General features: G+C 67.4%; 19 protein-coding genes and 1 riboswitch. Of the genes, 11 read left to right on the top strand and 8 right to left on the bottom strand.

Translation table 11 applies throughout. The annotated features are described in order from the left end of the window. Positions 1-7: 7 nt before the first annotated feature. The gene (gene efeB, locus MRBLWO13_RS16185) at positions 8-1,321 is read left to right on the top strand and encodes an iron uptake transporter deferrochelatase/peroxidase subunit (RefSeq protein ID WP_341975110.1); all 1,314 of its coding nucleotides are present in this window, start codon (positions 8-10) and stop codon (positions 1,319-1,321) included. Here the strand turns inward: efeB and MRBLWO13_RS16180 are convergent. After that, entirely contained in the window at positions 1,294-2,454 is a 1,161-nt protein-coding gene (locus MRBLWO13_RS16180; protein WP_341975109.1) for an acyltransferase family protein, read from the bottom strand. The genes efeB and MRBLWO13_RS16180 overlap by 28 nt on opposite strands. 112 nt (positions 2,455-2,566) lie before the next feature. Here MRBLWO13_RS16180 and MRBLWO13_RS16175 point away from each other — a divergent pair, with 112 nt between their 5' ends. The 3 genes from MRBLWO13_RS16175 (at position 2,567) to MRBLWO13_RS16165 (ending at position 5,279) form a co-directional block, all read left to right on the top strand. Then, complete coding sequence (locus tag MRBLWO13_RS16175; protein ID WP_341975108.1) at positions 2,567-3,793, top strand: LLM class flavin-dependent oxidoreductase; 1,227 nt, start codon at positions 2,567-2,569, stop codon at positions 3,791-3,793. After that, the gene (locus MRBLWO13_RS16170; protein ID WP_341975107.1) at positions 3,793-4,437 is read left to right on the top strand and encodes an FMN reductase; all 645 of its coding nucleotides are present in this window, start codon (positions 3,793-3,795) and stop codon (positions 4,435-4,437) included. The genes MRBLWO13_RS16175 and MRBLWO13_RS16170 overlap by 1 nt, the downstream gene beginning before the upstream one ends. A 92-nt stretch (positions 4,438-4,529) precedes the next feature. After that, positions 4,530-5,279 (top strand): NAD(P)H-binding protein, encoded by a 750-nt coding sequence (locus MRBLWO13_RS16165; protein WP_341975106.1) that lies wholly within the window; start codon positions 4,530-4,532, stop codon positions 5,277-5,279. A 43-nt stretch (positions 5,280-5,322) separates the two neighbouring features. On the opposite strand, the gene MRBLWO13_RS16160 is transcribed toward MRBLWO13_RS16165, so the two are convergent. From MRBLWO13_RS16160 to MRBLWO13_RS16150, 3 genes are all read right to left on the bottom strand, one after another. Beyond that, positions 5,323-5,757 (bottom strand): 6,7-dimethyl-8-ribityllumazine synthase, encoded by a 435-nt coding sequence (locus MRBLWO13_RS16160; RefSeq protein WP_341975105.1) that lies wholly within the window; start codon positions 5,755-5,757, stop codon positions 5,323-5,325. A gap of 12 nt (positions 5,758-5,769) precedes the next feature. Next, positions 5,770-5,913: riboswitch (FMN riboswitch) on the bottom strand. Between the two features lie 23 nt (positions 5,914-5,936). Then, positions 5,937-6,638, bottom strand: coding sequence for a response regulator (locus MRBLWO13_RS16155; RefSeq protein WP_341975104.1), 702 nt, complete (start codon positions 6,636-6,638; stop codon positions 5,937-5,939). After that, positions 6,635-7,921: an ATP-binding protein gene (locus tag MRBLWO13_RS16150; RefSeq protein ID WP_341975103.1), complete on the bottom strand. Its 1,287-nt coding sequence runs from the start codon at positions 7,919-7,921 to the stop codon at positions 6,635-6,637. The genes MRBLWO13_RS16155 and MRBLWO13_RS16150 overlap by 4 nt, the downstream gene beginning before the upstream one ends. Before the next feature lie 147 nt (positions 7,922-8,068). On the opposite strand from MRBLWO13_RS16150, the gene MRBLWO13_RS16145 reads away from it, so the two are divergent. Next, positions 8,069-9,508 carry a cation:dicarboxylase symporter family transporter gene (locus MRBLWO13_RS16145; protein WP_341978450.1) on the top strand — a complete coding sequence of 480 codons (1,440 nt, stop codon included), beginning with the start codon at positions 8,069-8,071 and terminating at the stop codon, positions 9,506-9,508. A gap of 68 nt (positions 9,509-9,576) precedes the next feature. Here MRBLWO13_RS16145 and MRBLWO13_RS16140 read toward each other — a convergent pair whose 3' ends face one another. Together MRBLWO13_RS16140 and MRBLWO13_RS16135 are read right to left on the bottom strand one after the other, a co-directional pair. Further along, on the bottom strand, positions 9,577-9,756 hold the full coding sequence (locus MRBLWO13_RS16140; RefSeq protein WP_102191886.1) for a DUF5302 domain-containing protein: 180 nt from the start codon (positions 9,754-9,756) through the stop codon (positions 9,577-9,579). Positions 9,757-9,795: 39 nt separating this feature from the next. Further along, complete coding sequence (locus MRBLWO13_RS16135) at positions 9,796-10,380, bottom strand: VTT domain-containing protein (protein ID WP_341975102.1); 585 nt, start codon at positions 10,378-10,380, stop codon at positions 9,796-9,798. Positions 10,381-10,535: 155 nt separating this feature from the next. Here MRBLWO13_RS16135 and MRBLWO13_RS16130 point away from each other — a divergent pair, with 155 nt between their 5' ends. From MRBLWO13_RS16130 to MRBLWO13_RS16105, 6 genes are all read left to right on the top strand, one after another. Then, positions 10,536-12,461, top strand: coding sequence for a GDSL-type esterase/lipase family protein (locus MRBLWO13_RS16130; protein ID WP_341975101.1), 1,926 nt, complete (start codon positions 10,536-10,538; stop codon positions 12,459-12,461). A 292-nt stretch (positions 12,462-12,753) separates the two neighbouring features. After that, positions 12,754-15,042, top strand: a complete 2,289-nt coding sequence (locus tag MRBLWO13_RS16125) for a polyribonucleotide nucleotidyltransferase (RefSeq protein ID WP_341975100.1) — start codon at positions 12,754-12,756, stop codon at positions 15,040-15,042. A 219-nt stretch (positions 15,043-15,261) separates the two neighbouring features. Beyond that, positions 15,262-16,290: an aldo/keto reductase gene (locus tag MRBLWO13_RS16120; RefSeq protein ID WP_341975099.1), complete on the top strand. Its 1,029-nt coding sequence runs from the start codon at positions 15,262-15,264 to the stop codon at positions 16,288-16,290. Between the two features lie 80 nt (positions 16,291-16,370). Further along, positions 16,371-16,973 carry a histidine phosphatase family protein gene (locus MRBLWO13_RS16115; RefSeq protein WP_341975098.1) on the top strand — a complete coding sequence of 201 codons (603 nt, stop codon included), beginning with the start codon at positions 16,371-16,373 and terminating at the stop codon, positions 16,971-16,973. Positions 16,974-17,041: 68 nt separating this feature from the next. After that, on the top strand, positions 17,042-17,782 hold the full coding sequence (gene dapB, locus MRBLWO13_RS16110) for a 4-hydroxy-tetrahydrodipicolinate reductase (protein WP_341975097.1): 741 nt from the start codon (positions 17,042-17,044) through the stop codon (positions 17,780-17,782). Next, positions 17,782-18,222, top strand: coding sequence for a hypothetical protein (locus tag MRBLWO13_RS16105; protein WP_341978448.1), 441 nt, complete (start codon positions 17,782-17,784; stop codon positions 18,220-18,222). Before dapB ends, MRBLWO13_RS16105 begins: the two co-directional genes overlap by 1 nt. Before the next feature lies 1 nt (position 18,223). Here MRBLWO13_RS16105 and MRBLWO13_RS16100 read toward each other — a convergent pair whose 3' ends face one another. Both MRBLWO13_RS16100 and MRBLWO13_RS16095 read right to left on the bottom strand, forming a co-directional pair. After that, the gene (locus tag MRBLWO13_RS16100) at positions 18,224-18,649 is read right to left on the bottom strand and encodes an OsmC family peroxiredoxin (RefSeq protein ID WP_341975096.1); all 426 of its coding nucleotides are present in this window, start codon (positions 18,647-18,649) and stop codon (positions 18,224-18,226) included. Positions 18,650-18,731: 82 nt separating this feature from the next. After that, a complete protein-coding gene (locus MRBLWO13_RS16095; RefSeq protein WP_341975095.1) occupies positions 18,732-19,310 on the bottom strand; it encodes a DUF4395 domain-containing protein in 579 nt (192 codons plus the stop codon). Positions 19,311-19,322 lie beyond the last annotated feature (12 nt).

Below are 19,322 nucleotides of genomic sequence, written 5' to 3'. Positions count from 1 at the left end.
TACCCCCATGACTGAGTCAGAAGCGGATGCGGCGGCGGTGCCGGCCTCCATCGGCGACGACACCGCGGCATCCGCACCCTCGGGCCTGAGCAGGCGCGGCCTGCTCGGCCTCGCGATCGGCGGGGGCGTCGCCGGTCTTGCGATCGGAACGGGGGCGGGTCTCGCCGGCGGAGTCGCCCTCGGACGCGCGCGGGAGAGCGCCGATGCGCAGAGCGCGTTTGACTTCTTCGGCGCGCATCAGGCGGGCATCACCACGCCGGTGCAGGACCACCTGCACTTCGCGGCGTTCGACATGATGCCGCGAAGCGACCGCGACGACCTCAAGTCGCTGCTGCAGGACTGGACCTATGCGGCATCGAGGATGACGCAGGGTCTCGAGGTCAGCGCCACCGGTGCGGTCGGCGGTCCCGCCGAGCAGCCGCCTGAGGATACCGGCGAGGCGCTGGGGCTGCCCGCGGCCGGGCTGACCATCACCTTCGGCTTCGGCCCGGGTCTGTTCGAGAACGCGGACGGCGATCGCTACGGCATCGCCGCCCAGCGCCCGGCGACTCTCGAGAAGCTGCCGCCGTTCCTCGGTGACGACCTCGACCCCGAGCTGTCGAACGGCGATCTCTGCATCCAAGCGTGTGCCGACGACCCGCAGGTGGCCGTGCACGCGATCCGCAACCTCAGCCGTATCGCCTTCGGGCGGGCGCGGTTGCGCTGGTCGCAGCTCGGCTTCGGCAAGACCTCGCGCACGACGTCGGCGCAGGCGACACCCCGCAATCTCTTCGGCTTCAAGGACGGCACGGCGAACATTCTCGCGGATGACGCTGCGGCGCTCGAGGATCACGTCTGGGTCGCCGAATCTGACGAACCCGCCTGGATGGCCGGTGGTTCGTATCTCGTCGCCCGGAAGATCGCGATGCTGATCGAGACGTGGGACCGGGTTCGACTCGCCGAGCAGCACTCCATCATCGGCCGCGACAAGGGCGCAGGAGCACCGCTGTCCGGCGGAGGCGAGTTCACCGCGCCCGACTTCAGCGGAACGGCGATCGACGCGAACAGCCACGTCCGGCTCGCTCATCCTGAACAGAACGACGGCATCCGCATCCTTCGCCGCGGCTACAACTACGTCGACGGGAACAACAACCTCGGCCGGCTCGACGCGGGCCTGTTCTTCCTCTCCTACCAGCGGGATCCGTCCCAGTTCGTGTCGCTCCAGCGTCGACTGTCGACAGACGTGCTGAACGAGTACATCCGACACGTCGGCTCGGGGATCTGGGCCGTCCCAGCCGGCGCGAAACCGGGATCCTACGTCGGAGCCGAGCTCTTCGACTGAGGCGGAGCAGGGCGACGGGAACCGGTCGGGTCGTTTCTGCGTCCCTCGCGCGAGGCGAGCCGGGGATCTGAGAAGAGCCATGTGGGGCGGGGTTCCACGAGAGGCCGGAACAGCCACCGTACTGGTCTCGTGGCGAGGGCCAGGGCGATCAGCACCGAGAGGAGTGCGACCACCGGCAACCAGATCCAGGTCGGGTCGAGGTCGCGCAGGATCCCGGTTTCGCGGAACGGGTACAGCACGAAGGAGTGCAGCAGGAAGACGTACATCGTGTACTGCCCGAACGGCGTCCACCAGTGTGTTCCGCGCGGAATCAGGGCGAAGAACGCCGCGCTGAGGACGACGGCGAGGAGCATCAGCGCGATGCGCAGGCCGCCGGCCCACCACTGCTCGCCGCCGAGATCCGCATACGAGTCCTCGTAGAAGAGCCAGTGCCGCAGATCGATCGTCTGCCAGAGCGGAAGCCACGTCCACGCCGCCCAGCCGGTCGCAGCGAGCACGGCGACTGCGGCGACACGCACCCACCAGGGTCGGAAATCCAGCAGCCGCATCCTGGCCACGATGTCGTGCTCGCGCAGCCACCAGCCGAAGGCGAAGAAGGGAAGGAGGCCGAGGGTGCGCGAGAGCGAGAAGGTGCTGTCGACATTGGGCAGGTACCCGACGCCGATCGAGATGGCGACCGTCCACACCAACGGCCAGCGCAGGAGCGCGAGATAGGGGAGGACCAGGCGGAAGATCCCCAGCGCGAGCAGGAACCACAGCGTCCAGGACGGCCGCGTGATGTTCGGGTCGGCCTGCCCCTCGACGAGCCACTTCGTGAGTGTCCAGAGCAATTCGAAGATCAGGTAGGGCACGAGGATGTCCGTGATCACCCTGGCCATCTGGGTCTTGGTCGGCGACGTGGACTTGGAGAAGTATCCGGAGATGATCGCGAATGCCGGCATGTGGAACGCGTACAACGTGAGGTAGAACGCGAAAGCGATGTCCGAGTCGTAGATCAGCCGCTGGACGGCATGGCCGAGAACCACGAGAACGATGCAGGCATAGCGGGCGTTGTCCCAGAAAGGCACCCGGCGTCGCGGCTTCTGGATCGATCCGGTGATCGGACGACCGGAGTCTGCGTCAGCGCTGCTCATCCTTCGAGGCTACCGCCCGGGAATAAAGTTGCCAGGATCGCGTTGTCACAGATACATTCAAGTGAATAGAAACGGGTGCCGAGTCATCCGCTTCGGGAAAGATGGAGTAATCATGAGCGAGCAGTCGGGCGCACACGCGATGCAGTTCGGCATCATGTCGGTCAGCGACATCACCCGCGACCCCGTGACCGGCGTGACGCCGAGCGAGCAGGAGCGGATCAAGGCCACGATGGCCATCGCCAAGCACAGCGAAGAAGTGGGTCTCGACGTCTTCGCCATCGGCGAGCATCACAACCCGCCGTTCTGGTCGTCCAGCCCTTCGACGTTCCTCGCTGCACTCGCGGCGCAGACCGAGCGGCTCATCGTCTCCACGTCGACGACGCTCATCACGACGAATGACCCGGTGCGCATCGCGGAAGAGTATTCGATGCTGCAGCACGTCTCCGACGGCCGGATGGATCTCATGCTCGGCCGCGGGAACACCGGCCCGGTGTACCCCTGGTTCGGTCAGGACATCCGCCAGGGCCTTCCGCTCGCCATCGAGAACTACGCGCTGCTGCACAAGCTGTGGCGTGAGGACGTCGTGGATTGGGAGGGCAAGTTCCGTACCTCGCTCCAGGGCTTCACGTCGACCCCGCGTCCGCTCGACGGCATCGCGCCGTTCGTCTGGCACGGATCCATCCGCACCCCGGAGATCGCAGAGCAGGCCGCGTACTACGGTGACGGCTTCTTCGCCAACAACATCTTCTGGCCGAAGGAGCACTACCAGCGCCTCATCGAGCTCTACCGTCAGCGCTACGCGCACTACGGCCATGGAACGCCAGAACAGGCGATCGTCGGCCTCGGCGGCCAGGTGTTCATGAGTGCGAAATCTCAGGATGCGGTGAACCAGTTCCGGCCGTTCTTCGACAATGCGCCGGTGTACGGTCACGGCCCGAGCATGGAGGACTTCACCGAGATGACCCCGCTGACGGTGGGATCGCCGCAGCAGGTCATCGACCGTTACGCCGCGATGCGCGAGCACTATGGCGACTACCAGCGGCAGCTGTTCCTCATCGACCACGCGGGCCTCCCGCTGAAGACGGTGCTCGAGCAGCTCGACATCCTCGGATCCGAGGTCGTTCCGGTGCTGCGCAAGGAGCTCGCGAAGGACCGCCCGGCGAACGTTCCGGATGCTCCGACCCACGCTGCCCGCGTCAAGGCGGAGTTCGGCGACGGACCGACCCGTCAGGCGCGCCCCGGTGCGAACCGCGGGGACAACCTCACCGGCGACTCGCCCTATCAGGACACCCCGGCACCGGCCGGTGCGGCGTTCGGCCTCGGCCGGAAGGACGCCTGATGACCACTCGTCGTATCGCCGTCGTCTCGGCGGGGCTCTCCAACCCGTCGTCCACCAGGATGCTGGCGGATCGGCTGGCCGCGGAGACGTTGAAGGCCCTCGCCGCTCAGAACATCGAGGCGAGCGTGGACGTGATCGAGTTGCGCGATTACGCGCACGACATCACGAACAACATGCTCACCGGATTCGCGCCGCCCGCACTGGAGACCGCGATCAACACCGTGATCTCCGCGGATGCGCTGATCGCAGTCACGCCGATCTTCTCGACGAGCTACTCGGGCCTGTTCAAGTCGTTCATCGACGTGCTCGATCCGGACTCCCTCGTCGGCAAGCCTGTGCTGATCGGCGCGAATGCCGGGACCGCACGTCATTCCCTCGCGATCGACTACGCGATCCGTCCGCTGTTCGCATATCTGCACGCCGAGCCCGTCTCGACCGGTGTGTTCGCGGCGTCCAGCGACTGGGGCGGGGCGGGCGACGACGTCGCACCGCTCGCGAAGCGCGTCGAGAAGGGTGCACGAGAACTCGCCGACGCGATCGCACGTCGACAGCCGAGCGTGGTCGTGGATCCTTACGATCCGTCGACCTACCTCGGCGAAGGTCGCTCGTTCGGACACATGCTGGGCGGTCTCGCAGGGGAGTGAGTCTGTCGACTGCGATTTCCTGACGCGCTCGGTACAGATCATGCTCGGTACGGGTTCAGAATGGACCGAGTACCCACATCGATCGGAGACGCATGGAGATCGCAGTCGCAGGCGGCACGGGCATCATCGGCACGGAGGTCGTGAGGGTGGCGCAGCAACGCGGCCACCGCGTCCGTGTGCTGACCAGGGGCAACCGCGTCGACGTGCGCAGCGGGTCGGGCCTCGACGCGGCGCTCGAGGGCACGGATGTCGTGGTCGACGCGCTCAGCGTCGTCACGCAGAGCGCCAGGACGTCGACGGATTTCTTCACCGCCACGACGGCGAAGCTGTTGGCCGCCGGACAGCGCGCAGGAGTCGGGCATCACGTGGCCCTCTCGATCGTCGGCGTCGATCGTGCACCCCACGCGTACTACGCAGGCAAGCTCGCGCAGGAACAGGCAGTGCAATCCGGCCAGACGCCCTGGACGATTCTGCGGGCGACGCAGTTCCACGACTTCGCGGCACAGATGCACCGACGCGCCGCTGTCGGGCCGCTGCATCTCGCGGTGCGGATGCGCACGCAGCCCGTTTCGGTCATCGAGGTCGCGCAGCGGCTCGTGGACCTCGCTGAAGCGGCACCGGCGGGTCGCGCGCGCGACCTCGCCGGCCCGCGTGAGGAGGATCTCGTCGAGATGATGAGGTCGTGGGCGCGCCACACCGGCCTCACCGGGTGGATGCCGGCGATCGCCCTTCCCGGCGCGTTCGGACGTGCGATGCGAGACGGCAGTCTGCTTCCCGATGATGATGCCGACCGGGGATCGGTGACGTTCTCGGACTGGCTCGCCTCGCAGCCGCAGCGCTGATCACTGCGACGGTGTGTGAGCCGCCCGCATCGATCGGCCGGCGTCAGCCGATCGAGGACAGGCTCGCGAGGGTCTTCGCGACGGCATCCGCCAGTTCGCGGCCCTTCAGGTCGAAATGCCGGGCGAAGTAGTCCCGATGCTCCTGGTGCTCATGAAAGTTGTGCGGTGTGAGGACACCCGAGAACACGGGGACATCCGTCTCCAGCTGCACGCGCATCAGGGAGTCGACGACCGCGGACGCGACGAAGTCGTGACGGTAGATGCCGCCGTCCACCACGAGAGCGCAGGTCGCGATGGCGTCGTAGTCTCCGCTTCGAGCCAGCCGCTGCACGTGCAGGGGTATCTCGAAAGCGCCGGGGACGCGGATCACCCGGACGTCTTCGAAGCCGAGCGACGCGAGCCGAGCGCCGAAGGATGCAACGGCCTGCTCCACGATCTCTGCGTGCCATTCGGCAGCGACGATGGCGATTCTGGACATGATGATCGTTCCTTTCGTCCTCTTCCATCCGGACTCTGACCGTCGGCCCCGGAATCGCACCAGGTCTGCAGGCTCCACCATGGAGTCCGCTCGCGGGCTTCGCGGACGAGCCGCGTCACCGCCGGTGGGGAATCTCACCCCGCCCTGAGGACATACGGCACGAGATTACCAGTGCCGTTCTAGTGCGCCGGACCACTGCTCCGATTCCATCGGTACTCGGTCTCCGGGCGCCCGCGGGCGCCGTAGCGTGCCGAGCGTGCCAGTGTCCCCTCGGCGACAAGGTGCTCGAGGTAGCGTCGCGCCGCGACGCGCGACATGCCGAGCATCTCGCCGACCTCACTCGCCGAGAGCGCGTCGGAGGACCGCATCGCGGCAGTGATGCTCTCCAGAGAACCAGGGGACAGGCCTTTCGGGATCGGGATCGATCCGGTCGGCCTGGCTGCGCCGAGGAGAGCGTCGATCTCGGCCTGAGTCGCCTCTCCATCGGTCGACTGCGACTGAGTCCGGTAGACGCGATACTGCTCGAGGCGCTCTCGGAACGTCGCGAAGGTGAAGGGCTTCACCAGGTACTGGAAGACGCCGAGAGCCGCCATCTGACGCACGACTTCGGCATCTCTCACCCCGGTGATGGCGATGACGTCCACCGCGGCCGAGCGGGCACGCAGTGTGCGGAGAACGTCCAGGCCTGACCCGTCCGGCATCGTCATATCCAGGAGGACGAGATCGACCGGACGGCCGGCCGAGTGGTCGAGCACGGCCGTCAGCGCCGCTCTGGCGCCTGTGCACTCGCCGACCACGGCGAACCCCTCGAGGCGTCCGATGTAGTCGCGGTGAAGTTCCAGGGTCAGGAGATCGTCGTCGACGAGCAGGGTGCGGATCATGCCTTCCTCCGTCCGGACGAGGCGGCGGGCAGCGAGATCAGGAACGTGGTCGGATCGTCGGTGATCCGCACAGACCCGCCCGCCTCCGTGACGACCGATCGGACGAGCGCGAGTCCGACGCCGCGTCCCTGCACGCCGGACGGTTTCGTGGAGAAACCGTGGGTGAAGATCTGGTCGCGGAGACCCTCGGGCACTCCGGCGCCGCTGTCGGAGACTCCGATCAGCAACGAGCCCTCTTCGGTACGACTCAGGGACACCTCCACCCACCGATCGGAGGCCTCGGCGGCGGCATCCATGGCGTTGTCGATGAGGTTGCCCAGCACCGAGACGCTGTCGACCGTGGAGAGCGATGAACGCGGGGCGTCCGGCGCGATCTGCGCACGCCAGTCGATGCCCCGCTCCTTGGCCTGAGACGCCTTGCCGAGCAGAAGTGCGCCGACGGCCGGGTCGCCGTGGCGGCGAGCGGTGACCTGGTCGACGAGGGACTGGCTCTGACGGGACGTCTCGGTGAGGATCTCGATCGCTTCCTCGGTGCGGCCGAGCTCCAGCAGCGCGACGGCCGTGTGCATCCGATTGCCATGCTCATGGGTCTGCGCGCGCAACGCCTCACCGAGCGTCCGGATGGACTCGTAGGACGAGACGGCATCCCGCAGCTGTCCGGGCGGGAGGTCGCCGGCGATGCGCCGCGTGAAGCGGCGGGCGAGCCACGCACCGATCACTCCGACCGCGAGCACCGACACAGCGATGCCGAGCGACAGCGGCAGGCGCCGCACCAGGGTCTCGGCGATCGTTTCCACGGTCACGCCGGCCGCGACCCAGCCGAGCAGATCTCCGCCCTCCGGGGACAGGATCGGCACGATCGTCCGCACAGAGGGTCCGAGGGTGCCGGTGAACACCTCCGTGCGCGACGCGGGGGCTGCGGGGATCGTTCCCAGGTACTGACCGCCGATCTGGTCGGGGTCCGGGTGCGTGACGCGCACCCCGTCCGGCGTCATCACCGTGATGAAGTCGAGGCCGGCGGTGTCTGCCACGTCCAGGACGTACGGTTCGAGCGCGCGCGTCGCCGCATCGAGGTCCCCGGCGGCGAGCGCGTCGATCGCGGCGGGTGATTCCGCGATCGCGATGGCCGTCGCACTCGTGACGCGTTCGGCCTCGGCGTGCGTCGCACGCTGCGCCTCGATCACCAGGAAAACGGCCACCAGGGCGCCCACCAGCACCCCGACGAGAAGCAGGACGATGAACACGCGAGACGCGGCGCTGCGAGCCTCGAAGGCGCGTGCCATCGCATCTCCTTCGGGTCGTGGCGGTTCGGTAGTGACCAATACGACCACAAATGGTGTCTCTGTGTGAAGCCCGTGACGCTGTTGTCTACCGTCAGCGATGCCGCAGGCGGTCATGTGACGAAGAAGTTCATGTTCAAGGAGGACACGATGGCCATCACGACGGGATTCTCTCTCCCCGGGTACAACTCGCGGCGCGGCAAGCAGGCCTGGGATCGGCATACCTGGCTGTACGTCTCCGTGATCATCGCCGTCGTGCTCGGCGCGGCGGTGGGACTCATCTGGCCCGAGGTCGGCCAGAGCCTCGAGCCCATCGGCAAGGGCTTCGTCGCGCTGATCAAGATGATGATCGCGCCGATCATCTTCTGCACGATCGTCGTCGGGGTCGGCTCGATCGCCAAGGCCGCGACCGTCGGGAAGATCGGCGGCCTCGCGCTGCTGTACTTCATGGTGATGTCGACTTTCGCGCTCGCCATCGGCCTGCTGGTGGGCAACATCATCCACCCCGGCGCAGGACTCGACATGACCTCCTCCAGTTACGAGGCGGTGACGGGAGAGGCGAAGACCACTCAGGAGTTCATCCTCGGCATCATCCCCACCACTTTCTTCTCCGCGTTCACGGGGGAGAGCGTGCTCCAGGTGCTGTTCATCGCTCTGCTCGCCGGCTTCGCTCTGCAGGGACTCGGCGATCGCGGCGCCCCGATCATGGACGCGGTGAAGAACCTGCAGAAGCTGGTGTTCCGCATCCTCGGGATGATCCTCTGGCTGGCGCCCCTCGGCGCCTTCGGCGCCATCGCCGCCGTCGTCGGGAAGACCGGTATCGCGGCGATCTGGAGCCTCGGCATCCTCATGGTGGCGTTCTACGTCACCTGCATCCTCTTCATCGCCGTCGTCCTCGGAACCCTGCTCTGGGTCGTGACGCGCGTCAACATCCTCAGCCTCATGAAGTACCTCGCGCGGGAGTACCTGCTGATCGTCGGCACCTCGTCGTCGGAGTCGGCGCTTCCTCGACTCATCGCGAAGATGGAGCACATCGGGGTCTCGAAGCCGGTCGTCGGAATCACGGTCCCCACGGGGTACTCGTTCAACCTGGACGGCACGGCGATCTACCTCACGATGGCTTCGCTCTTCATCGCCACCGGGATGGGCCAGCCGATGTCGATCGGCGAGCAGATCGGCCTGCTGGTGTTCATGATCATCGCGAGCAAGGGTGCAGCCGGCGTCACGGGTGCGGGGCTTGCCACTCTTGCCGGAGGTCTCCAGGCCTACCGACCCGACCTCGTGGACGGCGTCGGAGTGATCGTCGGCATCGACCGCTTCATGTCCGAGGGGCGCGCGCTGACGAACTTCACCGGCAACGCGGTCGCCACGCTGCTCATCGGCACGTGGACGAAGCAGATCGACCGTGATCGGGTACGGCAGGTGCTGAGCGGAGAGATTCCGTTCGACGAGTCGTCGCTCGACGGCGTCGACGAACACGGTATGTCGGACGAGCGTCAGGCCGTGGGCACACAGGAACTCAGCGAATCCGCACTGGCGGAGATGGCGGCGAAGGAACAGCGGGCGCGGCAGCGAGTCTCTGGGAACTGAGCAGCGCTCACCGATGTGGTGAAGGATGCGGGAGCAGGCGGACGCCTGCTCCCGCATCCTTCATGCGGTCAACCGCTCTTGCGTCGGAACTCGCGCCGCGTCTGCGGGGCGGCGGGCCCACCGTGCACGGCGGAATCGCCGTCGAGGTGAGCCTCGCCCTGCCGGTGGTGCGCGTTCTTCTTCTCGAGCGCTTCCTTGAACTTGCGCTTCATGTCCTCAGAGGAGGAGGCGCTTTCTTCGGTGCTCATGCTCGTCAGCCTATGTCACCGCAGCGGCCGGAGGGGAGATCACTTCCGCATCCGCCGGACGAACACATCGATCAGGAGGCCGATTCCGACGGCGACGACGATCGATGCGGGCACCGCCACGAGGGGCCCGCCGGGGATGACCGCGGCGACGGCTGCGCCGACCGATGCCTGATAGACGGCCCAGCCGGTCGCGGCGAGCGCGACGAGAGCCAGATAACGCGGTGGGTGGATCCGTGACGCCCCCGCGACGAGATTGATCGCCAGCCGGGCGAACGGCACGAACCGCGCGGTGAAGAGCACCGTTGCCGTACCGGAGTCCAGGCGGCGCCTGGCCCAGTCCAGAGCCTGCTGCACGCGCGGCACTCGCATCCACCGCCAGCGCTCGGTACCGACTGCACGTCCGATCAGATAGCACGCGACATCGCCGAGCGCGGCGGCGACGGCGGCGCAGGCGATCACCGCAGGCAACGGCGGCGCTCCGTTCGTCACGGACAGGGCGCCGAGCGCGGTGACGGCGATCTCGCCGGGGATGACGACGAAGAAGGCATCGCCGAGAACGAGGACGCTCATCAGGGCGAGCGCCCAGGGTCCGGTCATCAGTTCGGCGAGCGCATCGGTCGGCACATCGTCAACTGTGCGGGTTTCGGGTGAACGGGAACCAAAGAGGGGATAGCCGGTGACCGGCGCTCCAGCATCCGGTGAACATCTGGTGGTGGGGGCCGATTCCGACGGTCTCGGCGGCGCGGCACCCGCATCCTGAGGATGTGAGAGTCGCGATCGTGACAGAGTCCTTCCTTCCCCACATGAATGGCGTCACCGGTTCGGTGCTGCAGATCCTGCGGCACCTCGAACGCACCGGTCACGACGCCCACGTGATCGCGCCGGTCGCCGCCGGCATCCCCACTGAGGTGAGCGGGGCGGAGATCGAGCCGATTCCGAGCCTCGCACTGCCCGGGTACCGCAATGTCCGTGTCGGCACATCGCCCGCGCACCGCGTGGCCGCTTCGCTGCGCCGCTTCCAGCCGGACGTCGTCCATCTGGCATCGCCGTTCGCGCTCGGGTGGCGCGGTGTCCTGGCCGCTGAGCGACTCCAGGTGGCGTCCGTGGCGGCGTATCAGACCGACGTCGCCGCGTACACCGAGCGATATCGGATAGCGGCGACCACCGGCATCGCGCAGACCCATATCGCGCGGCTGCATCGCCGGGCGACGCTCACCCTGGTGCCATCGGGGGAGTCCGCGCAGCAACTGGAACGGCTCGGTATCGATCGCATGCGCCGCTGGGGGCGCGGCGTCGATGCCGAACGGTTCCAGCCGAGCCGACGCTCCGGCGCGCTGCGATCGCAATGGGATGCCGAAGTGGTCGTCGGCTACGTCGGCCGGCTCGCTCCGGAGAAACAGGTGCAGGATCTCGCTGCGCTGCAGGGGATCCCCGGGGTGCGCCTCGTCATCGTCGGTGACGGACCGGCACGAGCGCAGCTCGAAGGCCTTCTGCCGCACGCCCGCTTCCTCGGCCACCTCGACGGCGATGCGCTCGCCGCAGCGATGGCGTCGTTCGACGTCTTCGTGCACCCGGGGGAGAGCGAGACTTTCGGACAGACACTCCAGGAAGCGCACGCGAGCGGTGTCCCGGTGGTGGCGACGGGCCGCGGCGGCCCGCTCGACCTTGTGCGCATGGGGATCGACGGATGGCTGTATCGCCCCGGAGACCTCGATGATCTGCGGATGCGGGTGACTGACCTCGTCGGCGATGCGCGGAAGCGGCGGGCATTCGGTGAAGCGGGCCGCATCGCCGTGCAGGGGCGGTCGTGGGCGAGCGTGTGCGATCAGTTGATCGGGCATTTCGAGGAGGCTCGTGCATTGCGACGAGTGGACACCGGCCTTCGCGCTCGCCGCGGAGTACGTCCGGAGCTGGCGACGGCGGCCGTACCGACACGGTGGCGGCGCTACGTCGCACTCGGTGATTCGCTGACCGAGGGCTTGTGCGATCCGGCGCCCGACGGGGCGTTGCGCGGATGGGCGGATCGCCTCGCCCTGCTGCTGGCGGCGCGCGGCGGTCTGCACTACGCCAATCTCGCCATCCGATCGAAGCGGGTCTCGGACGTCTGCGGTTCCCAACTCGAGCGCGCGCTCGAGTTGCGCCCTGATCTCGTCTCGATCCTGATCGGTGCCAACGATCTGGTGAAGTATCGCGTCGACATCACTGCACTCGCCGCACGCCTCGAGGACGCGGTGTCCAGACTCCGCGCGATCGGCGCCGATGTCGTGCTGGTGACGCCGTTCCTGCCGGGGCGTCGTGCCGCCTCGATCTACACCGCGCGCTTCGCCGCCTTCGCGACCCTGCTCACGGGGATCGCCGCGCGCACCGGTGCGATCCTCATCGATACAGACCTGCATCCGTCGTTGGGGGATCGGCCGAACTGGGGCGAGGATCTCGTGCACCTCAGCAGCCGTGGGCACCGGTTCCTCGCCTATCGAGCCGGTGAGGTGCTCGGAGTCCCGCACGCCGACGCGCTCGGGGCGCTCGACGCGGTGCTGCACGAGCACGAGACGCTCAGCACCGGCCTGTGGTGGCGACGCCACGCGCTGCCCTGGGTGTGGCGTCGGCTGCACGGGCGCGCCGCCGGAGACGGGCGGGTCTCCAAGCACGACGACTATGTGTATCTCGGCCGCTCGCCCGCGCGGGAGGGCGTCGGCGTGCGCTGACCACTCCGCCAGCGCCCGACAGCAGGATCTCGGGATCCCGCTGGTAGGGTGGATGCGGTTGCCTTCGGGCAGCCGTCCAACTTCATATCGACTTACGGAGCGGACGGCGGAGAAGCTGGTCCCCTGTGGTGGGTTCCTCGGCAAACGGTGTCGGGTGGCTTTCTACTGGTGGCCAGCGCAGGCGAGATTCGCGGGACTGCCCGCGCGCCCATATCTGTCCGTTTCCGCTCCTTCTCGAACACGCTCGCGCGTCACACGGACTCGCGAGTCTAAACAAAGAAGGAGAGACCTCTTGGAAGGTCCTGAAATCACCGCCACCGAGGCCGTTCTCGACAACGGCCGCTTCGGCACCCGCACCATCCGCTTCGAGACCGGCCGCCTCGCGCAGCAGGCTCAGGGCGCCGTCGCCGCGTACCTCGACGACGAAACCATGCTCCTCTCGGCCACCAGCGCAGGCAAGCACCCGCGCGAGGGCTTCGACTTCTTCCCGCTGACGGTCGACGTCGAGGAGCGCTCCTACGCAGCCGGCAAGATCCCCGGCTCGTTCTTCCGCCGTGAGGGCCGTCCCTCCACCGAGGCGATCCTGGTCTGCCGTCTGATCGACCGTCCGCTGCGTCCGTCGTTCGTCGACGGCCTCCGCAACGAGGTCCAGATCGTCATCACGGTTCTCTCGATCGCTCCGGGCGAGTTCTACGACGCGCTCGCGATCAACGCGGCTTCGGCATCGACGCAGATCTCCGGTCTGCCGTTCTCCGGCCCCGTCGCCGGCGTTCGTCTGGCGTTCATCGCCGGTCAGGGCGAGCACGCCGATCAGTGGGTCGCGTTCCCGACCGCTGCACAGGTCTCCGAGGCCGTGTTCGACCTGATCGTCGCCGGTCGCGTCGTCACGAAGGCCGATGGCACCGAAGACGTCGCGATCATGATGGTCGAGGCTGAGGCCACCGAGGGCAGCTGGAACCTGATCAAGGCCGGCGCCACCAAGCCGAACGAAGAGATCGTCGCTCAGGGCCTCGAGGCCTCGAAGCCGTTCATCGCGCAGCTCGTCAAGGCTCAGGCCGAACTGGCGGCAACGGCGTCGAAGGAGCCGGGTGTCTACCCGGTCTTCCTGCCGTACAGCGAAGAGGTCTACAACTTCGTCGCCGAGCGTTCCTACGACGACCTGGTCGGCGTCTACCAGATCGCCGACAAGAAGGAGCGCCAGAACGCGGATGACGCGATCAAGGACCGCGTTCGCGCCGAGCTGATCGAGGCGACCGAGGCCGGCAACCTGCCTGCTGCGGCTCCGCTGGAGTTCTCCGCCGCGTACAAGTCGGTCACGAAGAAGATCGTCCGTGGGCGCATCCTCACCGAGAGCGTCCGCATCGACGGCCGCGGTCTGGCGGACATCCGTCCGCTCGACGCCGAGGTGCAGGTCATCCCGCGCGTGCACGGCTCCGCGATCTTCCAGCGCGGCGAGACCCAGATCATGGGTGTCACCACGCTGAACATGCTCAAGATGGAGCAGCAGATCGACTCGCTGTCGCCGACAACGAGCAAGCGCTACATGCACCACTACAACTTCCCGCCCTACTCGACCGGTGAGACCGGCCGAGTCGGTTCGCCGAAGCGTCGCGAGATCGGGCACGGCTTCCTCGCCGAGCGCGCCCTCGTGCCGGTGCTGCCCAGCCGCGAAGAGTTCCCGTACGCGATCCGTCAGGTGTCTGAGGCTCTCAGCTCCAACGGTTCGACGTCGATGGGCTCGGTCTGCGCGTCGACTCTGTCGCTGCTGAACGCGGGTGTGCCGCTGCGCGCTCCCGTCGCCGGTATCGCCATGGGCCTCGTCTCCGACGAGGTCGACGGTGAGACCCGCTACGCGGCGCTGACCGACATCCTGGGTGCGGAAGACGCTCTCGGTGACATGGACTTCAAGGTCGCGGGTACCGGTGAGTTCATCACCGCCATCCAGCTCGACACGAAGCTCGACGGCATCCCGACGTCTGTTCTCGCCGGTGCGCTGACGCAGGCGCGCGATGCGCGTCTGACGATCCTCAACGTCCTGAACTCCGCGATCGACGCTCCTGACGAGATGGCGCCCACCGCGCCGCGCGTCATCAGCGTGCAGATCCCGGTCGACAAGATCGGTGAGCTGATCGGTCCGAAGGGCAAGACGATCAACGCGATCCAGGACGAGACCGGCGCGCAGATCTCCATCGAGGAGGACGGCACCGTCTACATCGGCGCGACCGATGGTCCGTCGGCCGAGGCCGCGCGTGCGCAGGTCAACGCGATCGCGAACCCGACCAACCCCGAGATCGGTGAGCAGTTCCTGGGTACGGTCGTCAAGATCGCCACCTTCGGTGCGTTCGTCTCCCTGCTTCCGGGCAAGGATGGCCTGCTCCACGTCACCGAGGTGCGCAAGCTCGCCGGTGGCAAGCGTGTGGAGAACGTCGACGACGTCCTCTCGGTCGGTCAGAAGATCCTCGTGAAGATCACGAAGATCGACGACCGCGGCAAGCTGTCCCTCGAGCCCGTCATCGACGAGGCTCCTGCGGCGGATGCTGCACCTGCTGAGGATGCTCCGGCTGAGGCGTCTGCCGAGTAAGCACTGACGTTCCACAGACCCGGGTTTCGGTCGGCAACGGCCGAAACCCGGGTCTTCGTCGTATCTGATGTGATCAAACCGTTATCGGAAGTTTTCGCGCCGTTCCCCGGATTGGACGGGACGTTCGCCGATCTCGCTTACCCTCGAAGTACGCACCGGGGGGTGCATTCGGTAGTACGCAAGCCGGGGTGAGACCCGGCTGACGCGGGGGTGAAGAGTATGCGGTTGTTCAGTGCAGGCCCAGGAGCCTCCACCGAGCGCGCACCGGAGCAGCTCTCCGAACATCCCTCGGCCCCGATTCCGGTGGTCGGTCCGGGCATCGGTGAGACCATTCGCGTCCCTCTGGGCGAGACCGGTTTCGAGACTTTCCCGATGATGCTGGGCGCCGCGGAGTTCGGCTGGAACGTCGATCTGGAGACCAGCCACGGCATCCTCGATCGCTACATCGAGTTCGGCGGCAACGCCATCCACACGGCCGACGGCTTCTCCGGCGGACGCAGCGAGCACATCATCGGTCAGTGGCTGCGATCGCGCGGCCACCGTGATCGCACGCTCCTCAGCGTGCGCATCGGCGCGCACGCCGACAATCCGGGCCTCGGCTCGGTGAACCTGGTCCGGGCCGTCGAGGGGTCGCTCACGCGGCTCGGTGTCGAGCGCATCGATGTGCTCTACCTCGACGCGACGCTCGACGCGACCACGAACCTCGAGGACACCCTCGCGACCGTGGAGTGGCTCGTGGATGCCGGAAAGATCGGCGCCATCGGCGCCTTCGGTTTCGCGCCGGAGCGATTGGTCGAGGCGCGCATCCTGGCCGCCGCGGGCTACCCGCGCATCGAGGTGATTGACGCGCCATACAACCTGGTGCGCCGCCAGCCCTTCGAAGGAGACCTCCGTCTCGTCGCCGGTGCGCAGAATCTCGCGGTCACCCCGTCGCACGCGCTCGAGCACGGCTTCCTCTCCGGGCGTCACCGCCGTAAGGGCATGACATCGCAGGGGGTCAGAGGAGAGCAGCTGCGTGAACAACTGAATCGCCGCGGTATCCGCATCCTGCGCGCGCTCGACCAGGTCGCGGGCGACCTCGGCGTGCCCGTGGCCGCCGTCTCGATCGCCTGGCTGCTCGCGCAGCGGACGATCGTCGCACCCATCGTGAACACCTTCGCGACCGACCATGTCGACGAGCTGATGCAAGGCGCGGGCGTCACCCTGTCACGCGCGCAGGTCGCCGATCTCAACCGCGTCGGGAACTGACGTCGCGTCACACGCTTGTCATATGCGTGGCATATGGTGGAACGACGTCCAGCGAATGCGGGCGACGAAGCGAGCGAGTTGTGACGCACTATATATATCTGGTCAGACATGGTGAACATCAGGATGCCGAGCACGGCCTCACCGATGGACCTCTTTCGCCACGGGGGCAGCGTCAGGCGGAATTGATCGCCGACCGGCTCTCCGGGCTCCCGCTCGACGCCGTATGGCATTCCCCGTTGCTGCGGGCGAACGAGACGGCGAGAGCCATCGCCGCGCGGCTGCCCTCTGTCGACCCGGAGCCGACGGCGCTGCTGTTCGACTGCGTTCCCACCGGCATGACGGAGGAGACCCCTGCGGCTTTCGAGCCGTTCTTCGGGTCGATCACCGAGGCCGAGATCGAGGCGGGTCGCGCGCAGATGGCCGACGCGGTGAACGAGTTCCTGGTGCGCAAGACCGGAGAAGTCCACGAGGTGCTCATCACCCACAACTTCGTGATCTCGTGGTTCGTGCGCGAGGTGTTGGGAACGCCGGAGTGGCGGTGGATGACGCTGAACCAGGCACATTGTGGCCTCACCGTGATCGCGCAGAAGCAGGGGCGCCCGTGGACGCTGCTGACCCACAACGACACCGGTCATCTCCCGGTCGAACTGCGCACCGGTGTCCCTGACGCGATGCCGGTCTGATTCAGAGACTCGTGCGATGCCGCCGCGCCGCGCGGACGGCGAAGCATGCAGCGAAATAGACTGGACGCATGACCACGCAGGTAGCACTCGTCGGCGGAACAGGGAAGCTCGGCACGATCATCAACGGCGTGATCGACGAACTCGAGGGTTTCGAGGTCAGCCGTGTCCTGACTTCCGCGAGTGACCTCTCCGAGCTCGACGGTGCGGATCTTGTCGTCGATGCGTCCACCCCGCAGGTGAGCATCGACATCGTCCGCGCGTCGGTCGAACGCGGCATCAACGTGCTGGTCGCGACCTCCGGCTGGTCGTCGGAGCGGATCGCCCTGATCCGTCCCCTCGTGGAGGCCGCCGGCACCGGTGCTGTCTTCATCCCGAACTTCTCCCTCGGCTCGGTGCTGGGGTCGGCACTCGCTGCCGCAGCTGCGCCGTTCTTCGACTCGGCCGAGATCGTCGAGGCGCATCGGGAGACGAAGATCGACTCTCCCAGCGGTACCGCGGTCCGAACCGCTGAGCTCATCGCTGCAGCCCGCGCGGAGCAGGGGCCGGTGAGCGCCCCGCATGCCGACCAGCGTGCCCGTGGACAGCAGGTCGGCACCGTGCCCATCCACTCGCTGAGGCGCCCGGGCGTCGTTGCCAAGCAGGACGTGATCCTCTCCGGCCCGGGGGAGTCGCTGACGTTCACGCATGACACGATCGAGCCGGCGCTGGCCTATGCGCCCGGCATCCGCCTCGCCGTGCCGTTCGCTCTGAACGCCACCGGCGTCGTGGTGGGCCTGGAGAACATGATCGACATCGGCATCCGCTCGTGATGTCGCGCATCGGCGTGGGCCTGATGGGCGCCGCCCTGCTGCTCTACCTCGCGGTCGCGGTTTGGCTCGCGGTGATGTTCATCGCGGTCGGAACGCCGGTGTCTATCGGGATGGGTATCGCGCTCGTCGTCCTGGCGCCACTGGGCGCCTGGGCTCTGATCCGTGAGATGCAGTTCGGATTCGCCGCGGACCGGCTCGGACGGACGCTCGACGCCGAGGGCGGGATGCCGGAGGCGGAGACGGAACTCACTCCCAGTGGTCGCGTGGCTCGGGCGGATGCGGAGCCGCTGCTGGCCCGCTACACAGCCGAGGCGGACGCTGCGCCGGAGGAATGGCGCGCCCGCTACCGTCTGGGCGTGGTGCAGGATGCTGCCGGGCATCGCAAGGACGCCCGGGCCAGCATCCGCTCGGCGATCCGCTTGGAGCGGATCGCCCGGTAGATCAGGCCAGAGTCGCCTCGAGGGTGATCTCGATCGCCGCGAGTGCCTGAGAGACCGGGCAACCGGCCTTCGCGCCGTTCGCAAGCTCCTGGAACTTCTCCGGGGTGATCCCGGCGACCACGGCGTTCACGTTGAGGTGACTGCCGGTGATCCCGGTACCCGGCTTGAACGTCACGGAGGCCGTGGTGTTGAGACGCTCCGGCGGGGTGCCGTTCTCAGCCAGCATGTTGGAGAACGCCATGCTGAAGCAGGACGCGTGTGCGGCGGCGATCAGCTCTTCCGGCGTGGTCGTGGTGTCGCTGCCCTCGCTGCGGGCCTTCCAGTCGATCGGGAAAGTGCCGAGCTTCGACGACGAGAACGCGACGGTGCCCGACCCCTCGAAGAGAGATCCGGTCCAGGTGGCGGCGGCTTCACTGGTGACGGGCATGATTCCTCCGGTTCTCGCGCTCCCATGGGCGGTAGCGCTGTCTCGCCAGCCTATCGAGCGAGCACAGGGGAGGGAACCGGATTCAGGCGGCAGATGGTGCGCGGCCGACGACTCCGGCGCGCTGCAGCAGCAGATAGATCTGGCAGCCGAGGCAGAAGGCGAACGCGGCGTTGAAGAATGCGGCGATGAAGGCTGCGGCTGTGGCGATCGGCAGTGCCCAGGGCACCCCGGCCAGATGCAGAACCAGCCCGATACCGACCACGAAGAGGCCGACGCCCTGCGCGAACCGTGGGGGACGCGGGTCCTCCAGCTCGCTCGGCGGCGAGAGACGGGGGCGGATGGCGCGACGGAACAGCACGCCCCACGGCGCCGTCGTCGGGGAGACGACGCTCCACAGGAAGAGGAGCGCGATCACGAGGGTGAGCAGGAAGCCTGGATCGAGGGCGCGCTGGCCGATGCCGGCCGCCTGGATCGCCCAGTCGCCACCGGGTACGAACGTGGCGTCGGCGTTCGGTTGATAGGCGAACCAGCCGAACGCGGCCGGCCCTCTGGCGGTCGAGATCCCGATCAGTCCGAGGAATGTCGCGAGAAGCAGCAATGCTGCCGTGACGCTCGCGGCGAAGCGCGGACCGCGCGGGTCGATGCCTGCGGGAGTGGTCATCTCTGCTCCTGT

The sequence above is a fragment of the Microbacterium sp. LWO13-1.2 genome (genome assembly GCF_038397725.1).
GTDB lineage: Bacteria > Actinomycetota > Actinomycetes > Actinomycetales > Microbacteriaceae > Microbacterium.
Note: the sequence above shows the minus strand (reverse complement) of the source record. Positions and strands in the feature narration are given on the sequence as shown.